The following is a 17,013-nucleotide window of genomic DNA, read 5'->3' as shown; positions in this document are numbered from 1 at the left end:
CATGAAATTGCAGTCTTGTCAGAATTCAGAACCCTGACTGGCGGGTCAATCAAAAAACCGACTGACCTTGGGTCGCAAAATCGCCAATGCGCGATTGCCCCCGGCGAGGCTTTGGCATAATCACCTTTTGATGTCGAAATTCACCTTTAAAGGTTAAACAATGCGCCTCAGCCGTTACTTTCTGCCCGTTCTCAAGGAAAACCCCTCCGAGGCTCAGATCGTCAGCCACCGGCTGATGCTGCGCGCAGGAATGATCAAGCAGGCTGCGGCCGGGATTTATTCCTGGTTACCGCTGGGCTTCAAAGTCCTGCGCAAGCTGGAAAACATCGTGCACGAGGAACAGGCGCGGGCAGGGCACATTGCGATCCAGATGCCGATCCTGCAATCGGCAGACCTGTGGCGCGAATCCGGACGCTATGATGACTACGGTCAGGAAATGCTGCGGATGAAAGACCGGCATGACCGCGATATGCTCTATACGCCCACGGCTGAAGAACTGGTGACCGATATCTTCCGCGGTCATGTAAGCAGCTACAAAGACCTGCCGCTGACGCTCTACCAGATCCAGTGGAAGTTCCGCGACGAAATCCGCCCGCGTTTCGGCGTGATGCGGGGGCGCGAGTTCTATATGAAGGACGGCTACAATTTCGACCTGACCAAAGAGGACGCGCTGCACGCCTATAACCGCCATCTGGTCAGCTATCTGCGCACCTATGAACGCATGGGTCTGCAGGCCATCCCGATGCGTGCTGACTCTGGTCCGATCGGCGGAGACGACACCCACGAATTCCTCGTGCTCGCAGATACCGGGGAATCTGAGGTGTTCTATGACAGTGCTGTCACCGATCTGACCTTTGGCGACCGCGAGATCGACTATGACAGCCGCGAGCAGTGTCAGGCGATCCTCGAAGAATTCACCTCGAAATACGCGCGCACCGACGAAACTCATGACGAGGCGCTGTTCAACCAGATCCCGGAAGAGCGTCGCCGCGTGGCACGCGGGATCGAAGTTGGTCAGATCTTCTATTTCGGCACCAAGTATTCCGAACCTTTGGGCGCAACCGTCCAAGGGCCGGATGGCAAGCCGGTTCCCGTTCACATGGGCAGCCACGGTATCGGCGTCAGCCGCCTGATCGGCGCAATCATCGAGGCCAGCCATGACGACAAGGGCATCATCTGGCCCGAAGGCGTGACTCCGTTCCATTGTGGCATCGTGAACCTGAAGCAAGGTGATGAAGAGGCGGATGCGGCTTGCGAGAAAATCTACGGCGCGCTGACGGCGCTGGGCTTGGAACCGCTTTATGATGATCGGAATGAACGGGCGGGGGGCAAGTTTGCCACCATGGACCTGATCGGCCTGCCGTGGCGGATCACCGTGGGTCCGCGTGGTCTGAAGAATGGTGTGGTTGAACTGACCTGCCGCCGCACGGGTGAAAGCGAAGAACTCAGCCCTGAGGCAGCCGTGACCAAAGTCGCGGAAATCTATCAGGGCATCGCCTGATCGAGGCGATGTAAATTTGATTGCGTGCGTTCAGGGTGCTGGGCGCACCGACACGATGTCCCCATCCGCGTCGCTGCCGCGCGCGATGACGATGGGGCGGCCCATGCGTCGGACCAGATCGCGCAATTCGAAACCAAGGAACCGCAGGCCGCAAATGCGATCCCCGGTCTTTCGGTCCGTGATGCACAGACGTCCCTGACGAAATGCCAGATGATATCCCTTGTCTTTGAGAATATCTGCCAGGCTGGACCAACTTGCTGCGCTGCTGAACAAGGGGCGGATCGCGGCCCGTAACAATGCGGCGCTTTCACAATCCAATTCCGTTGCTGCTGGCCGGGCTATAAACGGGCCCGATCCTTCTATGTGTTCCTGAATACTCATTGAGCGTACCTCCGCTCTTAACTCTTTAAAATGTGTCCCCCAAATATAGGGTGCAAAGTTTCTCACAATAATCAATTTGTGAAATAAAATTGCGCGTCCAATGTTGCGATTGTGACTCAGTTGACCCGCTAACGTTTCACATTGACTTCATAGCTGAAACAATAAGCGCTTGTCTGTGAAGGTGTTCACAACCACCGGTATAATTGAAATCCGAACCTTTCCCGCGAAGACAGAGCCATCAGACATGAACTCATATCGATTCGGGTTCCGAGCCGCGCCCAGTGGGCCGCAGATTTGCCGAGCCGGGTTCACGAGATGAGAACCGGCTTGACCATTGGACGAAATGCCGAGAGGGTCGCGCCAAACCGATCACCGAGGCAGCATGGCCAAGACACCACCGCCCTTCGCCCCATTCGAATGGAAAATCGCCTGGCGCTATCTGCGTGCCCGCCGCGCCGAGGGCGGCGTCAGCGTGATGACGTGGATTTCGCTGATCGGGATCACGCTGGCGGTGTTTGCGCTGATCGCGACGCTGGCGGTGCGGTCCGGGTTCCGGTCAGAATTCGTGGGCACCATTCTGGGGGCCAACGCGCATGTCACCGTTTTCTCGGCAGGTGAGGTCAATGCACAGGGTCGGCTGGATCGCACCATCACTGATTTCGACGGTATGGCGGATCGGGTCGCACAGGTGCCGGGGGTCGAGCGTGCCGCCCCGCTTGTCAAAGGACAGGTATTGATCACCAACGCCGACCGCAGCGCAGGCGTGCAGGTCTTTGGCATCCGCCCCGACGATCTGGCCGACTTGCCGGGTATCGCCGAAAGCGAACAGGCCTATGGTGACCTGTCCCGGTTCGCCGAAGGTATCGCCATCGGTTCGGGCGTGGCTCGGTCCATCGGGGCAACGGTGGGGGATCGGGTGAAGCTGACCTCGCCCAATGGGGTGAAAACCGCTTTTGGGACGTCTCCACGCGTGAACGCTTATGAGGTGGTCTATGTCTTCTCCGCCGGGCGCTACGACATCGACCGCACCCGGGTCTACATGCCGTTTGCCGAGGCGCAGAGTTTCTTCAACCGAGAAGGTGTGGCGGACGAGATCGAGGTGATGGTCGAACGCCCCGAAGAGCTGACCCCGATCCTGATCCCGATCCTCGAAGCCGCTGGAGAGCGCAGCCAGATCTGGACTTGGCAGGACGCCTCGGGCGGGTTCCTGCGCGCGTTGGAGGTCGAGGACAATGTGATGTTCATCATCCTGTCGATCCTCGTGCTGATCGCGGCGATGAACATCGTGTCGGGCCTGATCATGCTGGTGAAGAACAAGGGCCGCGACATTGGCATCCTGCGCACAATCGGACTCAGCGAAGGCTCGGTGTTGCGGGTGTTCTTCATTTGCGGGGCCTTTACCGGCATCATCGGCACCGCGATGGGGGTTATTCTGGGGTGTCTCTTCGCGATCTATATCGACCCGATTTTCTCGTTCGTGAACTACGTCATGGGCGGCGGCGTCTGGGACCCGTCCATTCGCGGCATCTATGCCTTGCCCGCCGAATTGCATCTGAGCGATGTTCTGAAGGCCATCGGCCTGTCGCTGGGTCTGTCCTTCCTTGTCACTTATTTTCCGGCCCGCCGCGCGGCGCGGCTGAACCCGGTTGAGGCGCTGCGCTATGAATGATGTGACGCTGAGGATGAACAGCCTGACCAAAACCTATCTTCCGGGAACGCCCGGCGAGGTTCAGGTGCTGCGCGGTGCCGATCTGGAGCTTCACGCGGGTGAGGCCGTGGCGCTGGTTGCGCCATCGGGCGCGGGCAAATCGACCCTGCTGCATATCGCGGGCCTGCTGGACACGCCGGATACCGGCGAGGTCGAGATCGCAGGGCAGGGAGCAACGGGCAAAGGAGACCGCACACGCACAGCGATCCGGCGGCGCGATGTGGGTTTTGTCTACCAGTTCCACCACCTGCTGCCCGAGTTTACGGCGCTGGAGAATATCGTGCTGCCGCAACTGGCCAACGGCGCATCAGAAAAAGCGGCACAGACGCGGGCGATGCAGTTGCTTGACCGTGTTGGCGTCGCGGCGCGGGCTGATCATCGACCAGCGGCCTTGTCGGGCGGGGAACAGCAGCGCGTGGCTTTCTGCCGGGCGCTGGCCAATCAGCCGCGCGTGCTGCTGGCGGATGAGCCAACCGGCAATCTGGACCCCGAAACCTCGGATCAGGTGTTTGCGGCGCTCATGGCGCTGGTGCGGGACGAGGGGCTCTCGGCGCTGATCGCCACGCATAACCTCGATCTGGCGGCGCGGATGGACCGCGTGTTGCGGCTGGAGGGGGGCGTGCTCAGGCCAGCTGCGTGATTGCGACACCGATCGCCATGACCGCAATGCCGCCCGCCCGCATCAGGGTCAGCGGTGTGACCTGAGCGCCGAACAGGCCGAAATGGTCAATCGCTGCCGTGCTGATCAACTGGCCCAGCAGCACAAAAAACACCGCATTGCCCACCCCGAAATGCGGAGCGACATGGGTGATCGACAGCACGTAAAACGCGATCAGAACACCGCCCAACAGCAGATGTCGCGGGGCTTGCGCGATCTTGGCGAAGGCTTCACCGCCACCGAGCACCAGCAGCGCCAGGGCCGAGGCCACAAAAGCGATGGCAAACAGGACCACCGCCGCCGCATTGGGTGATCCGATCAGCCTGCCCAAGGCAGCGTTCAGGGCGGCAAGGATGGGAACGCCGATCCCTGCGGCCAGCATGATGGCTGCGTATTGTGTCATTGCCTTTGATCCCTGCTCCGGTTTCGTTGATCTGGATCATTGCGCCCGCAAGGCTGTCGGGCAAGTCTCGATTTGCAAGGCAGAAGGAAGAAAAGCATGATCCGGTCGACACTTGGCGCAGCTTCGCTGGCTGTGCTCTTCACGATACCGCAATCCGCATTGGCGCAGGACGTCGAAGCGGGGGCTGAGCTTTATCAGCACTATTGCGCTACCTGTCACGGGTTGGACGCAACAGGACACGGGCCGATGGCCGGGGTGCTGGTAATCCAGCCAACGAATCTGAAGGTTCTGGCCGATGCGGATGGTGTCTTCCCAACCGCCCGCGTGGTGGCGCGGATCGACGGACGCGATCCTTTGGTCAGCCACGGCAGCCCCATGCCTGTCTACGGCCCCTTTTTTGAAGGCAATGACACCGCGATCAAAACCCCGGCCGGACAGCCCATCCTGACTAGCAAGCCCATCGCCGATCTGGTCGCCTTTCTGAAAACCCTGCAAGAGGGCTGAGCCTCAGCGGCAGATGCCCTCAACCTCTGCCTCCGCCCAAGGCAACTCCACGGCGCTTTCGCGCCTGTTGCCGGGCAAGGTCGAAACATCGAAATGCGCGCTCAGCATATCGTGCAGCCGTTTGGTGCGCGGGGCATCCGGGTCCAGCGCACGGCAGCAGACATATTCCTCGACAATGGCACCCTGCTGTTCGAAGCCGTAGGACAGGAAGTCGGGCGAGGTCTCCAGATCGAACAGGTAGGGGTCGTCGTTGCGCCCGTGCTCAGCCGCGGCGCGCAAGGGGTGATAGCCTGTGACCTCGCGGTTCTGCCATTGCCATACGTGGGTTAACTCATGCGCCAGCAACATCGCGGCGATCAAGTTCACCCGCTCGGGGTATTGCGACATGTAATCGTCCAGATACCAGTCGCGGGTGAAATACACCCGATTGAACAGTGCAACGGCTGCGGGCCTCCCGGTGACGACTTCCTCTTTCACCGGCGGCAGAATCCGCTCGCGACAAGCCAACCGGGGGCGGGCCTTGCGTTTATATGAGATCGCCGCGACCGGAGCGCCCTCGACCAGACGCACCCGATCAAGGTTCAGCGTATCGCCCTGAATGTTCGCGGCAAATGCGCGTTCATGCTCGGTCAGGGGGCGACCGCAGGATGCAAATAGCAACATGATCAAAATCAGCAGGGGGCGGGCCATATTACAAAGCCTAATACGCCCGCCCGTCTCTGCAAGCCGTTTTCACAGGCTCATCGCCAGAACCCGGCTGATTTCGGTCAGTGAGCGCCCGGATTGGTCCATCCAGGTGTTGAATGCTTCCTGAACTGCCGCCATGGCCTTTTTCGATGTGGCAGGTTTATCGATGACCCCTTCGGCGATCAGCCGCGCAGTCACATCGCGGGACAGCATGAAACCGTCCCGTCCGGCAAAGCGCATCGCGAATTGAGCGGTTGTACCGCCCAGTCGAGAGCCGCGTTTGCCCAGCATTGCCAACAGGCCGATGAAATCCGTTGAAGGCCACCCGCCCAGCACCTGCCCAGCACCGCCTTCTTCTCTCAGTTCCAGCAAAAAGGCCGCGTTGTCGCGCACGGCGGCAATCTTGGTTCCGTTGCGCACAATCCGCGTGTCCTGCAGCAAGGCGTCGAATTTCTCGTCATCCATAAAGGCGCAACGCCCGACATCGAATCCGTCGAAGGCGGTCTCAAAGCCCTCCCATTTCGACTCGATGACCTTCCAGTTGAATCCGGCCTGAAACACGGTCTTGGTGATGATGGACAGCCACCGATCCTCAGGCAGTGCTGCAAACTCGGCAGGGGTTTTCGGTTTGCTCAGCTTGGCCTCCAATGCATCGGGCCCGCCATGACGGTTGGCCGCCATATCAAAGATATCGTCAAAATGATGCATTGCCTGATCTCCCTTCGCTCGAAGTTGGTCTTATTTGAGTTCGCGTGACAAGGGTGATTGTGGCGTCGCAGCTGCAGAGTCTTTTTATAATTGACTAGTCAATCAATATCCCTAACCTAGCGACATGAACGGTACCTTGCTTATGCATGAGAAAGCGGTCGGGACTGGATAAGTGGGCTGACTTTGAGCCCGGCGCGGAAACTTGCGGCGGGTTTTACTGTTCCCTTTCCTTTTCCGGTCGAATTTGTGCATGTTGCGTCAGGTGCTATTACCATTGAATTCCCCAGCGTACTTTGGTGCGATGAAGGGCAAGTAGAATAAAACAGGGAGTAAAATCATGAAAAAGCTTAGCGTAAGCCTTTTGGCCCTCGCCGTTGCCGGGTCGGCCCAGGCCGCCGACATGGGCGCGGTGGACGAGCCGATCAAGCTGGCGATCAACGAGTGGACCGGTCAGCATGTCACCACACATGTGGCGGGTGAGATGCTGAAGGCCGCAGGCTACAACGTGGAGTACGTGACCGCCGGTATGATGAATCAGTTCCAGGCGCTGGCGGATGGTGACATCGACGCGACGCTGGAAATCTGGTCCTCCAACGTGTCCGACGAATATGCCAAGAAGATCGACGAGGGCACTGTTGTCGAAATCGGTGATCTGGGCCTGAATGCCAAGGAAGGTATTGCCTATCCCGCACACGTGGCTGAACTGTGCCCGGGCCTGCCCGCCTGGGAAGCGCTGAAAGAGTGTGCTCAGGTCTTTGCAACGGCTGAAACTCTGCCCGGTGGCCGTCTGGTCGACTACCCCGCCGATTGGGGTACACCGGGTGCTGATCGTATGACCGGTCTTGAGCTTCCCTTCAAAGCCGTTCCTGCCGGTTCCGAAGGCGCGCTGATCGCTGAACTGCGTGCGTCGACCGAGCGTAAGTCGCCGCTGCTCATCACCTTCTGGCAGCCGCATTGGGCGATGTCGGCCTACGACGTGCAGTTCGTTGAACTGCCTGCGGGCGAAGAGGCGTGCTTTAACGATCCCGCATGGGGCCCGAACCCCAACGCGGTAAACGATTGCGACTTCTCGCCTTCGCGCATCTTCAAAGCGGGCTGGAGCGGCATGGCAGACAAATGGCCCGCCGCCTATGAGATCCTGACCAACTATCAGCTGTCGGTCGAAGATCAGCAACCGATGATGGGCGCAATTGACGTGGACGGCGGCGCGGTCGAAGAAGTCGTTGCGGCATGGATGGCCGAAAACGAAGACAAGTGGCGTCCGGTCGTTGACGCGGCAACGCAGTGAGCTTGCCTAAGTGACTGACGCTACGACGCCAGCCATCGCCTGCCAGAACCTCTGGCAGGTGTTTGGCACCGGTGCTGACAAAGCCTTGACCGACGCGCTGTCTCGGTCAGGGAATGACGCCGACAAAGCCGCCACCGATCTGCGTGAACAGGGTTTCATCCCCGCCGTTCAGGACGCCAATTTCGAAGTCAAAGAGGGCGAGCTTTTCGTCATCATGGGCCTGTCGGGTTCAGGTAAATCGACGCTGATCCGATGCATCTCGCAATTGCTGCCCGGTACGGGTGGTGAAATCCGTGTGGATGGCGAGAACGTCATCGGCGCGTCCAAGAAGGTGCTGACCGATCTGCGGCGCAAGAAGCTGGGCATGGTATTCCAGCATTTCGGCTTGTTCCCGCATATGACCGTGGCTGAAAACGTGGCCTATCCGCTGCGGGTGCAGGGCGTAGGTAAAAAGGAACGTCTGGCCCGCGCGCAGGAAGTGATTTCTCTGGTCGGTCTGGAAGGCCGCGAAGACAGCTTCCCCCGGCAGCTTTCAGGCGGCCAGCGCCAGCGCGTGGGGATCGCGCGCAGCCTTGCGGTGAACCCGGACATCTGGTTCCTGGACGAGCCGTTCTCGGCCCTCGATCCGCTGATCCGCCGCCAACTGCAGGATGAATTCCTGCGCATTCAGGCGACGCTGAAGAAATCCATCGTCTTCATCACCCACGACATTCAAGAGGCGCTGAAGCTGGCCGACCGCATCGCCATTATGCGCGACGGCAAGATCGTTCAGATCGGCACGCCGACGGATATCGTACTGCGTCCGGTGGACGACTATGTGCGCGAATTCTCGAAGGACGTGGCCAAAGGTCAGCACGCCAAGGTTGCCTCGGTTATGCGGGACGAGACCGGCTGCGGCCCCGATGATCCCGGCCTGACCACTTCGATGACGCTGGATGCGGCACTTGCGCATTGCATGGAACTTTATGAGCCCGTGCCCGTGCGTGATGCAGACGGCAATGTTGTCGGCACGGTTCATCCGTCCGACCTCGCCGCCGCGTTGCAGGTGGATGAAGCATGACCGCCGTGACGGACATCCCCGCGCAGCAAGCGCGCCTGACCGCAGGGGCGCAGGCTGCACTGATCACCGTGATCGTTGGCGCGGTTTGTCTCGCGCTGGAGGGCGTGGCCCCGTGGCTGGTCAAATGGCCCGCCGCGTGGGAACTGCCTGCAACTCAATGGGTTGGGGCGTTTCTCGACTGGTTTCTGAACGGCATCAAACCGGCCATGCGGCTGTTTTCGGACCTGATGACCTATCCGATGGATGCTGCCAATTATGTGCTGGGCAACACCCCTTGGCCGATCCTGATCGGTATCGTGACCGCCCTCGGCTGGTATCTGGGTGGTTTGCCGATGGCGGCACTGGGCTTTGTCGGTCTCAGCTTCGTGCTGGCCTCGGGTTATTGGGCCGAGAGCATGAATACGCTCGCCCTCGTCGCCGTGTCCGTGCCCGTGGCGCTGATCATGGGCGGCGCGATCGGTATCCTCGCCAACGAAGTCCCGCGCGTGAAGGTGTTCGTGCAGGCGGTACTGGATATCATGCAAACCGTGCCGACCTTTGCCTACCTGACGCCATTGCTGCTGCTCTTTGGCTTTGGTCCGGTGGTCGGCCTGATCGCCTCGGCCATCTATGCGGCGCCGCCTATGGCGCGTAACGTGATGCTAGGGTTGGAACGGGTCGAATCCGAGATCAAGGAAGCCGCCATCATGTCCGGCGGCACTCGGATCCAACAACTGTTTCAGGTCGAAATACCCGCCGCCACAACACAGATCATGGTCGGCGTAAACCAATGCCTGATGGCCGCCCTGTCGATGGTCATCATTGCCGCCGTCATCGGCGGTTTCAACGACATCGGCTGGGAAGTTCTGCTGACCATGCGCAAGGCGCAGTTCGGCGAATCCCTGATGGCTGGTCTCGTTATCGTCGTCTTCGCTGTTGTTATCGACCGGATGAGCGGCACGCTGGCGACCGAGCGCAAACGCTATGACAGCCGCGTCGTCTGGGCGATGCTGGGCTTTGCTGTGCTGTTCACCGCTGCCTTCTGGGCGTGGCTGCCGAACCCGTCCGAGCTTACCGTGCTGGACCCAATGGCCGGGGCTATCGACAGCGGCCTGACCGCGTTCACGCAAGCCAACGGGCCGTGGCTGGATGCGCTCAAGAATAACTCGCTGTTCTATGTGCTCCTGCCGCTGCGGATCGGGCTGGACCAGGCAGTGCTGCCCTTCACCTGGGGCTTCGCATGGACACCCTCGATGAGCTACGGCCTCTTTGCCGTTGGTGCCGCAATCGCACTGCTGATGGCATGGCGTGGGCACCTGACTGGAGGGCTGGTGGTTCTGATCCTGATCGGCATGCTGGAAACCGGCATCGCCAACCTGCCATGGCCCTTTGTTCTGACTGGGGCTGCCGCACTGGGCTGGGTCGCAGGCGGCTGGCGTCTGGCGGCGCTTTCGGTGGGTCTGCTCTGCACCATCCTTGTCTCAGGCCTGTGGGAACGCGCCTTGCTGTCGCTCTACCTCAGCGGCGCTGCGGTGTTCTTCTGTGCCGTGCTTGGCGGTCTGATCGGTCTGGCCAGCGCGGTCTGGTCGCCGGTCTGGACCATCGTGCGCCCGATCTGCGACATGCTGCAGACGATCCCGCTGTTCGTGTTCCTGATCCCGGTTCTGATGGTGTTTCAGATCGGAGAGTTCTCGGCTTTCCTCGCCATCTGCGCCTACGCCATCGTCCCGATGATCCGCTACACGCGGCATGGGCTGGTCAACACGCCTGAGGAAATGATGGAGGCCGCCATCTCCAGCGGCGCGACCGAGTGGCAGATCATGCGTGATGTCCGCGCGCCTTATGCTGCGCCGACCATCCTGCTGGGTCTGAACCAGACCATCCTTTACGCCTTTGCGATGCTTGTGATCGCGGCACTGATCGGTACCACCGGTCTGGGTCAGTCGATCTATCTGGCGCTGGGACAGGCGGATGTGGGGCTCGGCATCTCCGCCGGGGCAGCGATGGCCATTCTGGCCCTGATCGCCGATCGCATGGTGCAGGGCTTTGCCGAGGAGCGCCGCAAGGCGCTGGGCCTGTAAAATAGGGCAGGGGCGGGCAACCGCCCCAGGCCTCACTTGATTTTGGACAAAGACCAGCGCGCATCCATCCCCTAAACTGGGCGCGACACGTTCGGAGATGACCATGACCGGTTGGGGCTTTTTCCTCGCAGCGCTTGCCACCTTTCTTCTCAGCCACATGATCCCGGCGCGCCCGGCAGTACGTGGCTGGCTGATAGGCACGCTGGGCCGTACCGGGTATTTCGCGACCTATTCACTGGTCTCGTTGGCTGTTCTGGGCTGGCTGGTCATCGCCGCCGCCAACGCACCTTATGTCGAGGTCATCCCGCCATTCCCGCTTCTCCGCTGGATACCACTGCTGGCCATGCCCATCGTTTGCTGGTTGGCCATTGTAGGGCTGTCGATCCAGAACCCGTTCTCGTTCGGCGGGCTGGGGCATCGCCCGTTCGATCCCGAAAACCCCGGTATCCTGCGGACCACGCGCCACCCGATCCTTGTGGCGCTGATGCTCTGGGCGGTTGCGCACTTGCTGGCCAATGGCAGCCTGTCGCATGTCATCCTGTTTGGCCTGTTCGCCGGATTTGCCGCGATGGGCATGGGGCTGATCGACCGGCGCACCGCCCGCAACATGGGGCCAGACTGGCCTCGCCTGTCCCGCAACACTGCACGCCTGTCCCTGCGCGCGCCCCGGCCATGGCCACGTCTTTGGGTCTGGCTGACAGCCTTCGCGACTTATGCGGCCCTCCTGTATCTGCACGAAGCTGTGATCGGGCTTTCTCCGCTGCCCTGATGCCTTAGAGTGGCCGAACCACCTTATGCGTGCTATCTGATCTGTCACCATCCGAAGTCTTGAGGTCCCAAAATGCATCTGGCCTATGTCACAACCACCGATCGCGGTGCCACCGACCGCCTGCTCAGCGCCTTTGCCGAGGCTTTGACAGATACGGGCACTGCGCTGGCCGGAGTGGTGCAAACCAACACCGAATGCGCCGAAGGTTACAAATGCGATATGGACCTGAAGGTACTGCCCACCGGCGAGATCATCCGCATCTCGCAGTCCTTGGGCAAGAACGCGCGCGGCTGCCGTCTGGACCCGGCCGAACTTGAGCGTGCAGTCGGTCTGGTCACGCAATCGCTGGACAACGCACCGCAGCTTCTGATCATCAACAAATTCGGCAAGCACGAGGCGGACGGTCGCGGATTCCGCCCGCTTATTGCCGACGCGTTGGAACGCGGGATTCCGGTGCTGGTGGGCCTCAATCAGCTCAACATCGAACGGTTTCAGGAATTCGCAGGCGGCATGGCGGATGCGCTTGATCCCGATCTGGGCAGCCTGACCGACTGGCTCGACAATATCACCCAGACCGGCGCGCAGCGGACGGCCTGAACGCACCGATTGTGCAATTCCGCGCTGCGCTTGACTGTCACGGTTACGGAAGCGTGAAAAAACTGGACTTGTGTCCTTGCTTCAGGTCTAGCTTCGGCAAGCGAAGCACCCGGTGACCTGCAAGTTGCAGACGCGCCGGGCAAGTCGGGGCGCGCCATGACCAATTTTCAGTCGGGCTCTTATCATCCGCTATCTGTCGATGGTGGTTTGAAGCCGCGATTATGGGCAACAGATCGCTTCTGGCTCGGGCTTTTCACCAGCTACTTTCTTCTGCACGTTGTCCTGCGGCTTGCCACCGGCGGTGCGCTTGGGTTGGACGAGGCCGAAATCCTGCTGGACGCCCGTCAGCTGGATTGGGGCTACGGCCCGCAACTGCCGCTTTATGCCTGGCTGCAATGGGCGGTGTTTCAGATCACCGGCCCCGGCCTTCTTGGTCTGTCACTGCTGAAAAACGGAATATTGCTGGCCACGGTGGCCACGCTCTACCTGACCATCCGCACCCGGCAAACGCCACCGATCGCGGGGCTGGCTGTGCTGTCATTACTGATGCTCTATCAGGTCAGTTGGGAATCGCAGCGCGCGCTGACACATACCGTTCTGGCCAATCTCTGTTCGGTACTCAGCATTGCGGCGATTTGGCACCTGATCCGCAACCCTTCGACCAAGGGCTACGTTCTGCTGGGCGTGGTGATCGCGGCGGGTGGGTTGTCGAAATACAATTACGCCATCGCGCTGCTGGCCATGCTGCTGGCCGCGCTCAGCCATTCTGAGACACGTAAACCGTTCCTGTCGGTCCGCATACTGCTGTCGTTTGGTATCGCGGGTCTGCTGCTGACACCACCGATGCTGTGGATTCTCAACAACCCGGAGCTTGCTTTTGCAAGTTCGCATAAGCTCGACATGACCAGCACCGGGCCTGTCGCCCTGATCGCGGTGCAAGGCGTGGCCGAGCTTCTGCTGGCCGCGCTGAGCTTTGTGGCGCTTCTTCTGGTCGTCCTTGGCGCGCTTTGGCTGATCTACCGCGAACAGGGTGCGGCGGTTCCCGCGGATGACCTGTTGCGCTTGATGGTGCGAACTCTGGTCTGGGCGCTGGCCCTCATGGCGCTGATTGTGGTGTTCAGCGGCAGTACCAATGTGAAGGACCGCTGGCTGCAACCGTTTCTGATTTTTGCGGGCCCTGCCATCGCACTATGGCTCCTGCCGCGGATCGGAGCACCCGGTACCCGCAAATTCGCTCAGTTGATCGCGTGTCTGGCAGGGCTGATCTGCCTCGCGATTCTGCACTATAACCTGGCCGGAGACGCCAAACGCGCAGCACCCTTTGCTGAGCTGACATCGCAGATACTCGCGCAATCTCCGCCCGATGCGTCCATTGTCGCGCAGAATTGGCTGGCGGGTAACATCGCCTATCTAAACCCCGGGCAAGCGATCTATAGCGAGCGCGGCATGCAGCCGTCGGGCCCGGTCCTGCGGGTGTGGGAGGCGGATAGGAAAGCTCCGGAAGATATCGATCCGGCGCGCGTTGTCACGGTGACGGCCCCATATCGTTTTGACGATGGTGAAGACATGTCGCTGTCTTTCGCGCCGGTCGCGGAATAACCCGGTCCATGGGCCGAAGGTGCGCAAATTTATTGAGGAAGAAGATGGTGGGCGACCCTGGAATCGAACCAGGCGTGCGTCTCCGCGAGGGAGTTACAGTCCCCTGCCACACCTTGCGGCCTGTCGCCCACTGTCAGGCGTTGCACCTGACGTGGAGGCGTGATTACTAGCGCGTCTAAAGGGCGTCAACAGGAAAATACCGCTTTGACGCAGGAAACCGAATTCCCGGCCCGGAGGCCCGTGACATGAAGAAACCAAAGTGGGTCGTTGAGAAGGAACAGGCACGCAAAGCAGCGGCCTCGGAGACCGTCTGGCTGTTCGGCCTGCATGCAGTTCGCGATGCATTGATGAACCCGAAACGGCAAAAACTGCGCCTGATCGTCACCCGGAACGCGCGTGATAAACTGGCGGAAGCCATTGATTTTGCTGGGATCGAGGCCGAAATGGTCGATCCGCGCAAATTTACAGCTCCGATTGATCCCGGTTCGGTCCACCAAGGGGCGGCGCTTGAGGTGAAACCGCTGGATTGGGGCGGGCTTGCGGAAAACTGTATCGGGCGGGAAAACCCGCGCGTGCTGCTTCTGGACCGCGTCACCGATCCGCATAACGTTGGGGCGATTCTGCGCTCGGCCGAGGTGCTGGGCGCCAGCGCCGTAATCGGTACGCGGCACCATTCGGCGCCCGAGACCGGCGCGCTGGCCAAAACTGCCAGCGGCGCGCTGGAACGCCAGCCCTATCTGAGGGTGCGCAATCTGGCCGATGCAATCGTGGAGTTGCAGAATATGGGCTTTCTGGTGCTCGGGCTCGACGGCGAGGCGGAGGAAACCATCGAGACCGCTCTGCTCGACAAACGCAAGCAGCCGGTCGCGCTGGTTTTGGGGGCCGAGGGGCCGGGTCTGCGGCAAAAGACCAAAGAGACGGTGGATCAACTGGTCAAGATTGACGCGGCGGGTGGATTTGGGTCACTCAACGTCTCAAATGCCGCGGCGATTGCCCTATATGCGTCACAGCACAGATGACAGGAGGCCCCAATTTCCACCTCGCATAAAATCGCCACCTGCTGCTATTGCGGCACCCGCGCTGCACTGGTTCTGAGGGGCAAGCAGCAGCATGAGCTGAGTTGCTCAAGCTGTGGTGCGCCGCTACACAACCTCAAGATGGTGCCCAAGTCCAAGCTGGTTGATCGGCCTGATGGAAAATACAAACCCGCACGAAAACCCCAGAAGTATAAGAAAAAGAAGAAGAAAAGCCTGTTTTCGCGCGTGCTGGACGAAGCCTGGGATGTGATCGAGGATGTGTTCGACTAGCGAATGTTCACATCGGCGTCATGGGGGTTTCGAAGCAACCAGGAAATATGCATTTTAGAATCTTCGAAGATCAAGCCCATGAATCACCTGATGTTGTCCCGTCGTTCCTTTGTAACCAGTTTGACCTGCCTTGCAGCCGCGCCAATGGCTCTGGCGCAGGACAATCCTATGTTTTACGTCGACAAAGGCGCGGCGGTCTCGGGTTACGACGCGGTCTCTTACTTTCAGGTCGGATCTCCGGTGCCGGGCGATCCGGATATAGCCTTGATCTGGAAAGGTGCCCGCTGGCAGTTCGCCTCCGAAGACAATCGCGATCGGTTTGAACGAAACCCGCGCGCCTTTGCACCGCAGTTTGGTGGCTACTGTGCCTATGCGATGATCAAGGGCTGGCTCAGCAGTACGGACCCGAAGGCGTGGCAGATTGTTCAGGGCAAGCTCTACCTCACGCATTCCGTAGAGATTGAGCGTATCTGGAAGCAAAACGTATCACAGAATATCAGAAAGGCCGAGGTCCACTGGCCGTCAGCGCTTTACCAGTGACGGGCAGTTTTCCGCATTTCGTGATCTGTCATCACAAAAATGAGCGCACCCTCTTTTTTTTACCGAACTCGTGCTTAAATGTCACAGTGACCGCGGAATGGAACTGCCGCGGGTCATTTCACTGTCCCTCGTTCCAACAACTGGCGCTCAGGTTCTTACCTGGGCGCTTTTTTCTTTCGGCGCTCCTGCTTATGGTGCGGTCATGGCTGACTATTCCGACGAGTTCCTGACCCATATTCTGAAGCGCACCAAGGTGGTGGCCGTGGTTGGCGTATCGATGAACCCGGTGCGGCCCAGCTATTACGTCGCCCGTTATCTGTCGCTCAAAGGCTACACGGTGATTCCGGTCAATCCGGGTCATGCGGGCAAGCTGCTGTTTGGCCAGACGGTGCGGGCCTCATTGTCCGAGATAACCGAGCCCGTCGATATGGTTGATATCTTCCGCCGCTCCGAGGCCGTGCCGCCCATCGTTGATGAAGCGCTGGCCGCGTTTCCCGACTTGCGTACCATCTGGATGCAGATTGGTGTTGAGCATGACGAGGCCGCAGCCAAGGCGCAGGCGCGCGGGGTTGACGTGGTCATGAATCGCTGCCCCAAGATCGAATATCAGCGCCTGTTTGGGGAATTGCGGATGGGTGGGTTTGCCACCGGGGTGATCTCGTCTAAGCTGTAGGCATCCGGCGGTCTGCGCATCTTTGGCCTGACCGCGGTGCGCGGTCCGATCCGCGAACAAATTCCCCGCAAGCGTAGAAACAAACAGAAAATGAGTGATCATCTATGGCATTTCCCCAACCTCCCTACGAGGGTGCCTGCCTGTGTGGGTCCGTGCAGGTCCGTGTAGCTGCGTTGCCCCTTCTGACCGTGGCCTGTCATTGCCGCGACTGCCAGAAACTCAGCGCAAGTGCATATACCCTGACCACCATGTTCCCGGTCGACGCGGTTTCCTGTACCGGCGCGTTGGTTCGGGGCGGGCTCCGCTCTGACGGGCGGGCGCATTATTTCTGCAAGTCCTGCCTGAACATCGTCTATTCCCAGCTCGGCCACGCCCCTGAACGCATCAACCTGCGCACATCGATCCTGAACCAGGCCGCGCTATTCGAGCCGTTTGTCGAGGTCATGACCGATGAAAAGATGCCGTGGGCGCAGGTTCCTGCCGTTCACAGCTATGCGCAGGCCCCTGCAAGCCGCGACGAGCTGCAATCCCTCATGGACGCGTATTCCGAACGCGGGCGTTAGACTATGG

19 protein-coding genes and 1 tRNA gene are annotated in these 17,013 nt (G+C 60.1%); 15 read left to right on the top strand and 5 right to left on the bottom strand.

Going from position 1 to position 17,013, the window contains the following annotated elements:
• Positions 1 to 160 precede the first annotated feature (160 nt).
• On the top strand, positions 161 to 1,501 hold the full coding sequence (gene proS / locus ACR0NF_RS11405; protein WP_480470411.1) for a proline--tRNA ligase: 1,341 nt from the start codon (positions 161 to 163) through the stop codon (positions 1,499 to 1,501).
• A gap of 30 nt (positions 1,502 to 1,531) precedes the next feature.
• On the opposite strand, the gene ACR0NF_RS11400 is transcribed toward proS, so the two are convergent.
• Entirely contained in the window at positions 1,532 to 1,882 is a 351-nt protein-coding gene (locus ACR0NF_RS11400; RefSeq protein ID WP_480470410.1) for a hypothetical protein, read from the bottom strand.
• 382 nt (positions 1,883 to 2,264) lie between these two features.
• Between ACR0NF_RS11400 and ACR0NF_RS11395 the strand changes: the two genes are divergently transcribed.
• Both ACR0NF_RS11395 and ACR0NF_RS11390 read left to right on the top strand, forming a co-directional pair.
• On the top strand, positions 2,265 to 3,551 hold the full coding sequence (locus ACR0NF_RS11395) for a lipoprotein-releasing ABC transporter permease subunit (RefSeq protein WP_480778271.1): 1,287 nt from the start codon (positions 2,265 to 2,267) through the stop codon (positions 3,549 to 3,551).
• Positions 3,544 to 4,230 carry an ABC transporter ATP-binding protein gene (locus tag ACR0NF_RS11390; RefSeq protein WP_480778270.1) on the top strand — a complete coding sequence of 229 codons (687 nt, stop codon included), beginning with the start codon at positions 3,544 to 3,546 and terminating at the stop codon, positions 4,228 to 4,230. The genes ACR0NF_RS11395 and ACR0NF_RS11390 overlap by 8 nt, the downstream gene beginning before the upstream one ends.
• On the opposite strand, the gene ACR0NF_RS11385 is transcribed toward ACR0NF_RS11390, so the two are convergent.
• The gene (locus tag ACR0NF_RS11385; RefSeq protein WP_480470407.1) at positions 4,214 to 4,651 is read right to left on the bottom strand and encodes a DMT family transporter; all 438 of its coding nucleotides are present in this window, start codon (positions 4,649 to 4,651) and stop codon (positions 4,214 to 4,216) included. The two genes, ACR0NF_RS11390 and ACR0NF_RS11385, sit on opposite strands and share 17 nt — an antisense overlap.
• Before the next feature lie 96 nt (positions 4,652 to 4,747).
• Between ACR0NF_RS11385 and ACR0NF_RS11380 the strand changes: the two genes are divergently transcribed.
• Entirely contained in the window at positions 4,748 to 5,155 is a 408-nt protein-coding gene (locus tag ACR0NF_RS11380) for a c-type cytochrome (protein WP_480470406.1), read from the top strand.
• Positions 5,156 to 5,158: 3 nt separating this feature from the next.
• Here the strand turns inward: ACR0NF_RS11380 and ACR0NF_RS11375 are convergent, their stop codons facing one another.
• Together ACR0NF_RS11375 and ACR0NF_RS11370 are read right to left on the bottom strand one after the other, a co-directional pair.
• Positions 5,159 to 5,845 carry a hypothetical protein gene (locus tag ACR0NF_RS11375; RefSeq protein ID WP_480470405.1) on the bottom strand — a complete coding sequence of 229 codons (687 nt, stop codon included), beginning with the start codon at positions 5,843 to 5,845 and terminating at the stop codon, positions 5,159 to 5,161.
• A gap of 42 nt (positions 5,846 to 5,887) precedes the next feature.
• Complete coding sequence (locus ACR0NF_RS11370; RefSeq protein ID WP_480470404.1) at positions 5,888 to 6,550, bottom strand: DNA-3-methyladenine glycosylase I; 663 nt, start codon at positions 6,548 to 6,550, stop codon at positions 5,888 to 5,890.
• A gap of 337 nt (positions 6,551 to 6,887) precedes the next feature.
• On the opposite strand from ACR0NF_RS11370, the gene ACR0NF_RS11365 reads away from it, so the two are divergent.
• From ACR0NF_RS11365 to ACR0NF_RS11340, 6 genes are all read left to right on the top strand, one after another.
• Entirely contained in the window at positions 6,888 to 7,838 is a 951-nt protein-coding gene (locus ACR0NF_RS11365; protein ID WP_480470403.1) for an ABC transporter substrate-binding protein, read from the top strand.
• Positions 7,839 to 7,848: 10 nt separating this feature from the next.
• Positions 7,849 to 8,898 (top strand): quaternary amine ABC transporter ATP-binding protein, encoded by a 1,050-nt coding sequence (locus tag ACR0NF_RS11360; protein ID WP_480470402.1) that lies wholly within the window; start codon positions 7,849 to 7,851, stop codon positions 8,896 to 8,898.
• Positions 8,895 to 10,958 carry an ABC transporter permease gene (locus ACR0NF_RS11355; RefSeq protein ID WP_480778269.1) on the top strand — a complete coding sequence of 688 codons (2,064 nt, stop codon included), beginning with the start codon at positions 8,895 to 8,897 and terminating at the stop codon, positions 10,956 to 10,958. The genes ACR0NF_RS11360 and ACR0NF_RS11355 overlap by 4 nt, the downstream gene beginning before the upstream one ends.
• Positions 10,959 to 11,061: 103 nt before the next feature.
• Entirely contained in the window at positions 11,062 to 11,727 is a 666-nt protein-coding gene (locus ACR0NF_RS11350) for an NnrU family protein (RefSeq protein WP_480470400.1), read from the top strand.
• A gap of 72 nt (positions 11,728 to 11,799) precedes the next feature.
• Positions 11,800 to 12,324 carry a DUF2478 domain-containing protein gene (locus ACR0NF_RS11345; protein ID WP_480470399.1) on the top strand — a complete coding sequence of 175 codons (525 nt, stop codon included), beginning with the start codon at positions 11,800 to 11,802 and terminating at the stop codon, positions 12,322 to 12,324.
• A 156-nt stretch (positions 12,325 to 12,480) separates the two neighbouring features.
• A complete protein-coding gene (locus ACR0NF_RS11340; protein WP_480470398.1) occupies positions 12,481 to 13,923 on the top strand; it encodes an ArnT family glycosyltransferase in 1,443 nt (480 codons plus the stop codon).
• Between the two features lie 45 nt (positions 13,924 to 13,968).
• Here ACR0NF_RS11340 and ACR0NF_RS11335 read toward each other — a convergent pair.
• Positions 13,969 to 14,052 (bottom strand) — tRNA-Tyr (locus tag ACR0NF_RS11335).
• 116 nt (positions 14,053 to 14,168) lie between these two features.
• Here ACR0NF_RS11335 and rlmB point away from each other — a divergent pair.
• From rlmB to ACR0NF_RS11310, 5 genes are all read left to right on the top strand, one after another.
• Positions 14,169 to 14,942 (top strand): 23S rRNA (guanosine(2251)-2'-O)-methyltransferase RlmB, encoded by a 774-nt coding sequence (gene rlmB / locus ACR0NF_RS11330; protein WP_480667540.1) that lies wholly within the window; start codon positions 14,169 to 14,171, stop codon positions 14,940 to 14,942.
• A 138-nt stretch (positions 14,943 to 15,080) separates the two neighbouring features.
• The gene (locus ACR0NF_RS11325) at positions 15,081 to 15,230 is read left to right on the top strand and encodes a hypothetical protein (RefSeq protein ID WP_480658313.1); all 150 of its coding nucleotides are present in this window, start codon (positions 15,081 to 15,083) and stop codon (positions 15,228 to 15,230) included.
• A 78-nt stretch (positions 15,231 to 15,308) separates the two neighbouring features.
• Positions 15,309 to 15,770 carry a YHS domain-containing (seleno)protein gene (locus ACR0NF_RS11320; RefSeq protein ID WP_480658312.1) on the top strand — a complete coding sequence of 154 codons (462 nt, stop codon included), beginning with the start codon at positions 15,309 to 15,311 and terminating at the stop codon, positions 15,768 to 15,770.
• A gap of 202 nt (positions 15,771 to 15,972) precedes the next feature.
• Positions 15,973 to 16,443, top strand: coding sequence for a CoA-binding protein (locus ACR0NF_RS11315; RefSeq protein ID WP_480778268.1), 471 nt, complete (start codon positions 15,973 to 15,975; stop codon positions 16,441 to 16,443).
• A gap of 104 nt (positions 16,444 to 16,547) precedes the next feature.
• On the top strand, positions 16,548 to 17,006 hold the full coding sequence (locus ACR0NF_RS11310; RefSeq protein WP_480778267.1) for a GFA family protein: 459 nt from the start codon (positions 16,548 to 16,550) through the stop codon (positions 17,004 to 17,006).
• The last annotated feature ends 7 nt before the right edge of the window (positions 17,007 to 17,013 follow it).

The organism is Ruegeria sp. CF4 (genome assembly GCF_056537345.1).
The sequence above is the reverse complement of the archived record's forward strand: the minus strand, read 5'-3'. Positions and strand labels throughout refer to the sequence as shown.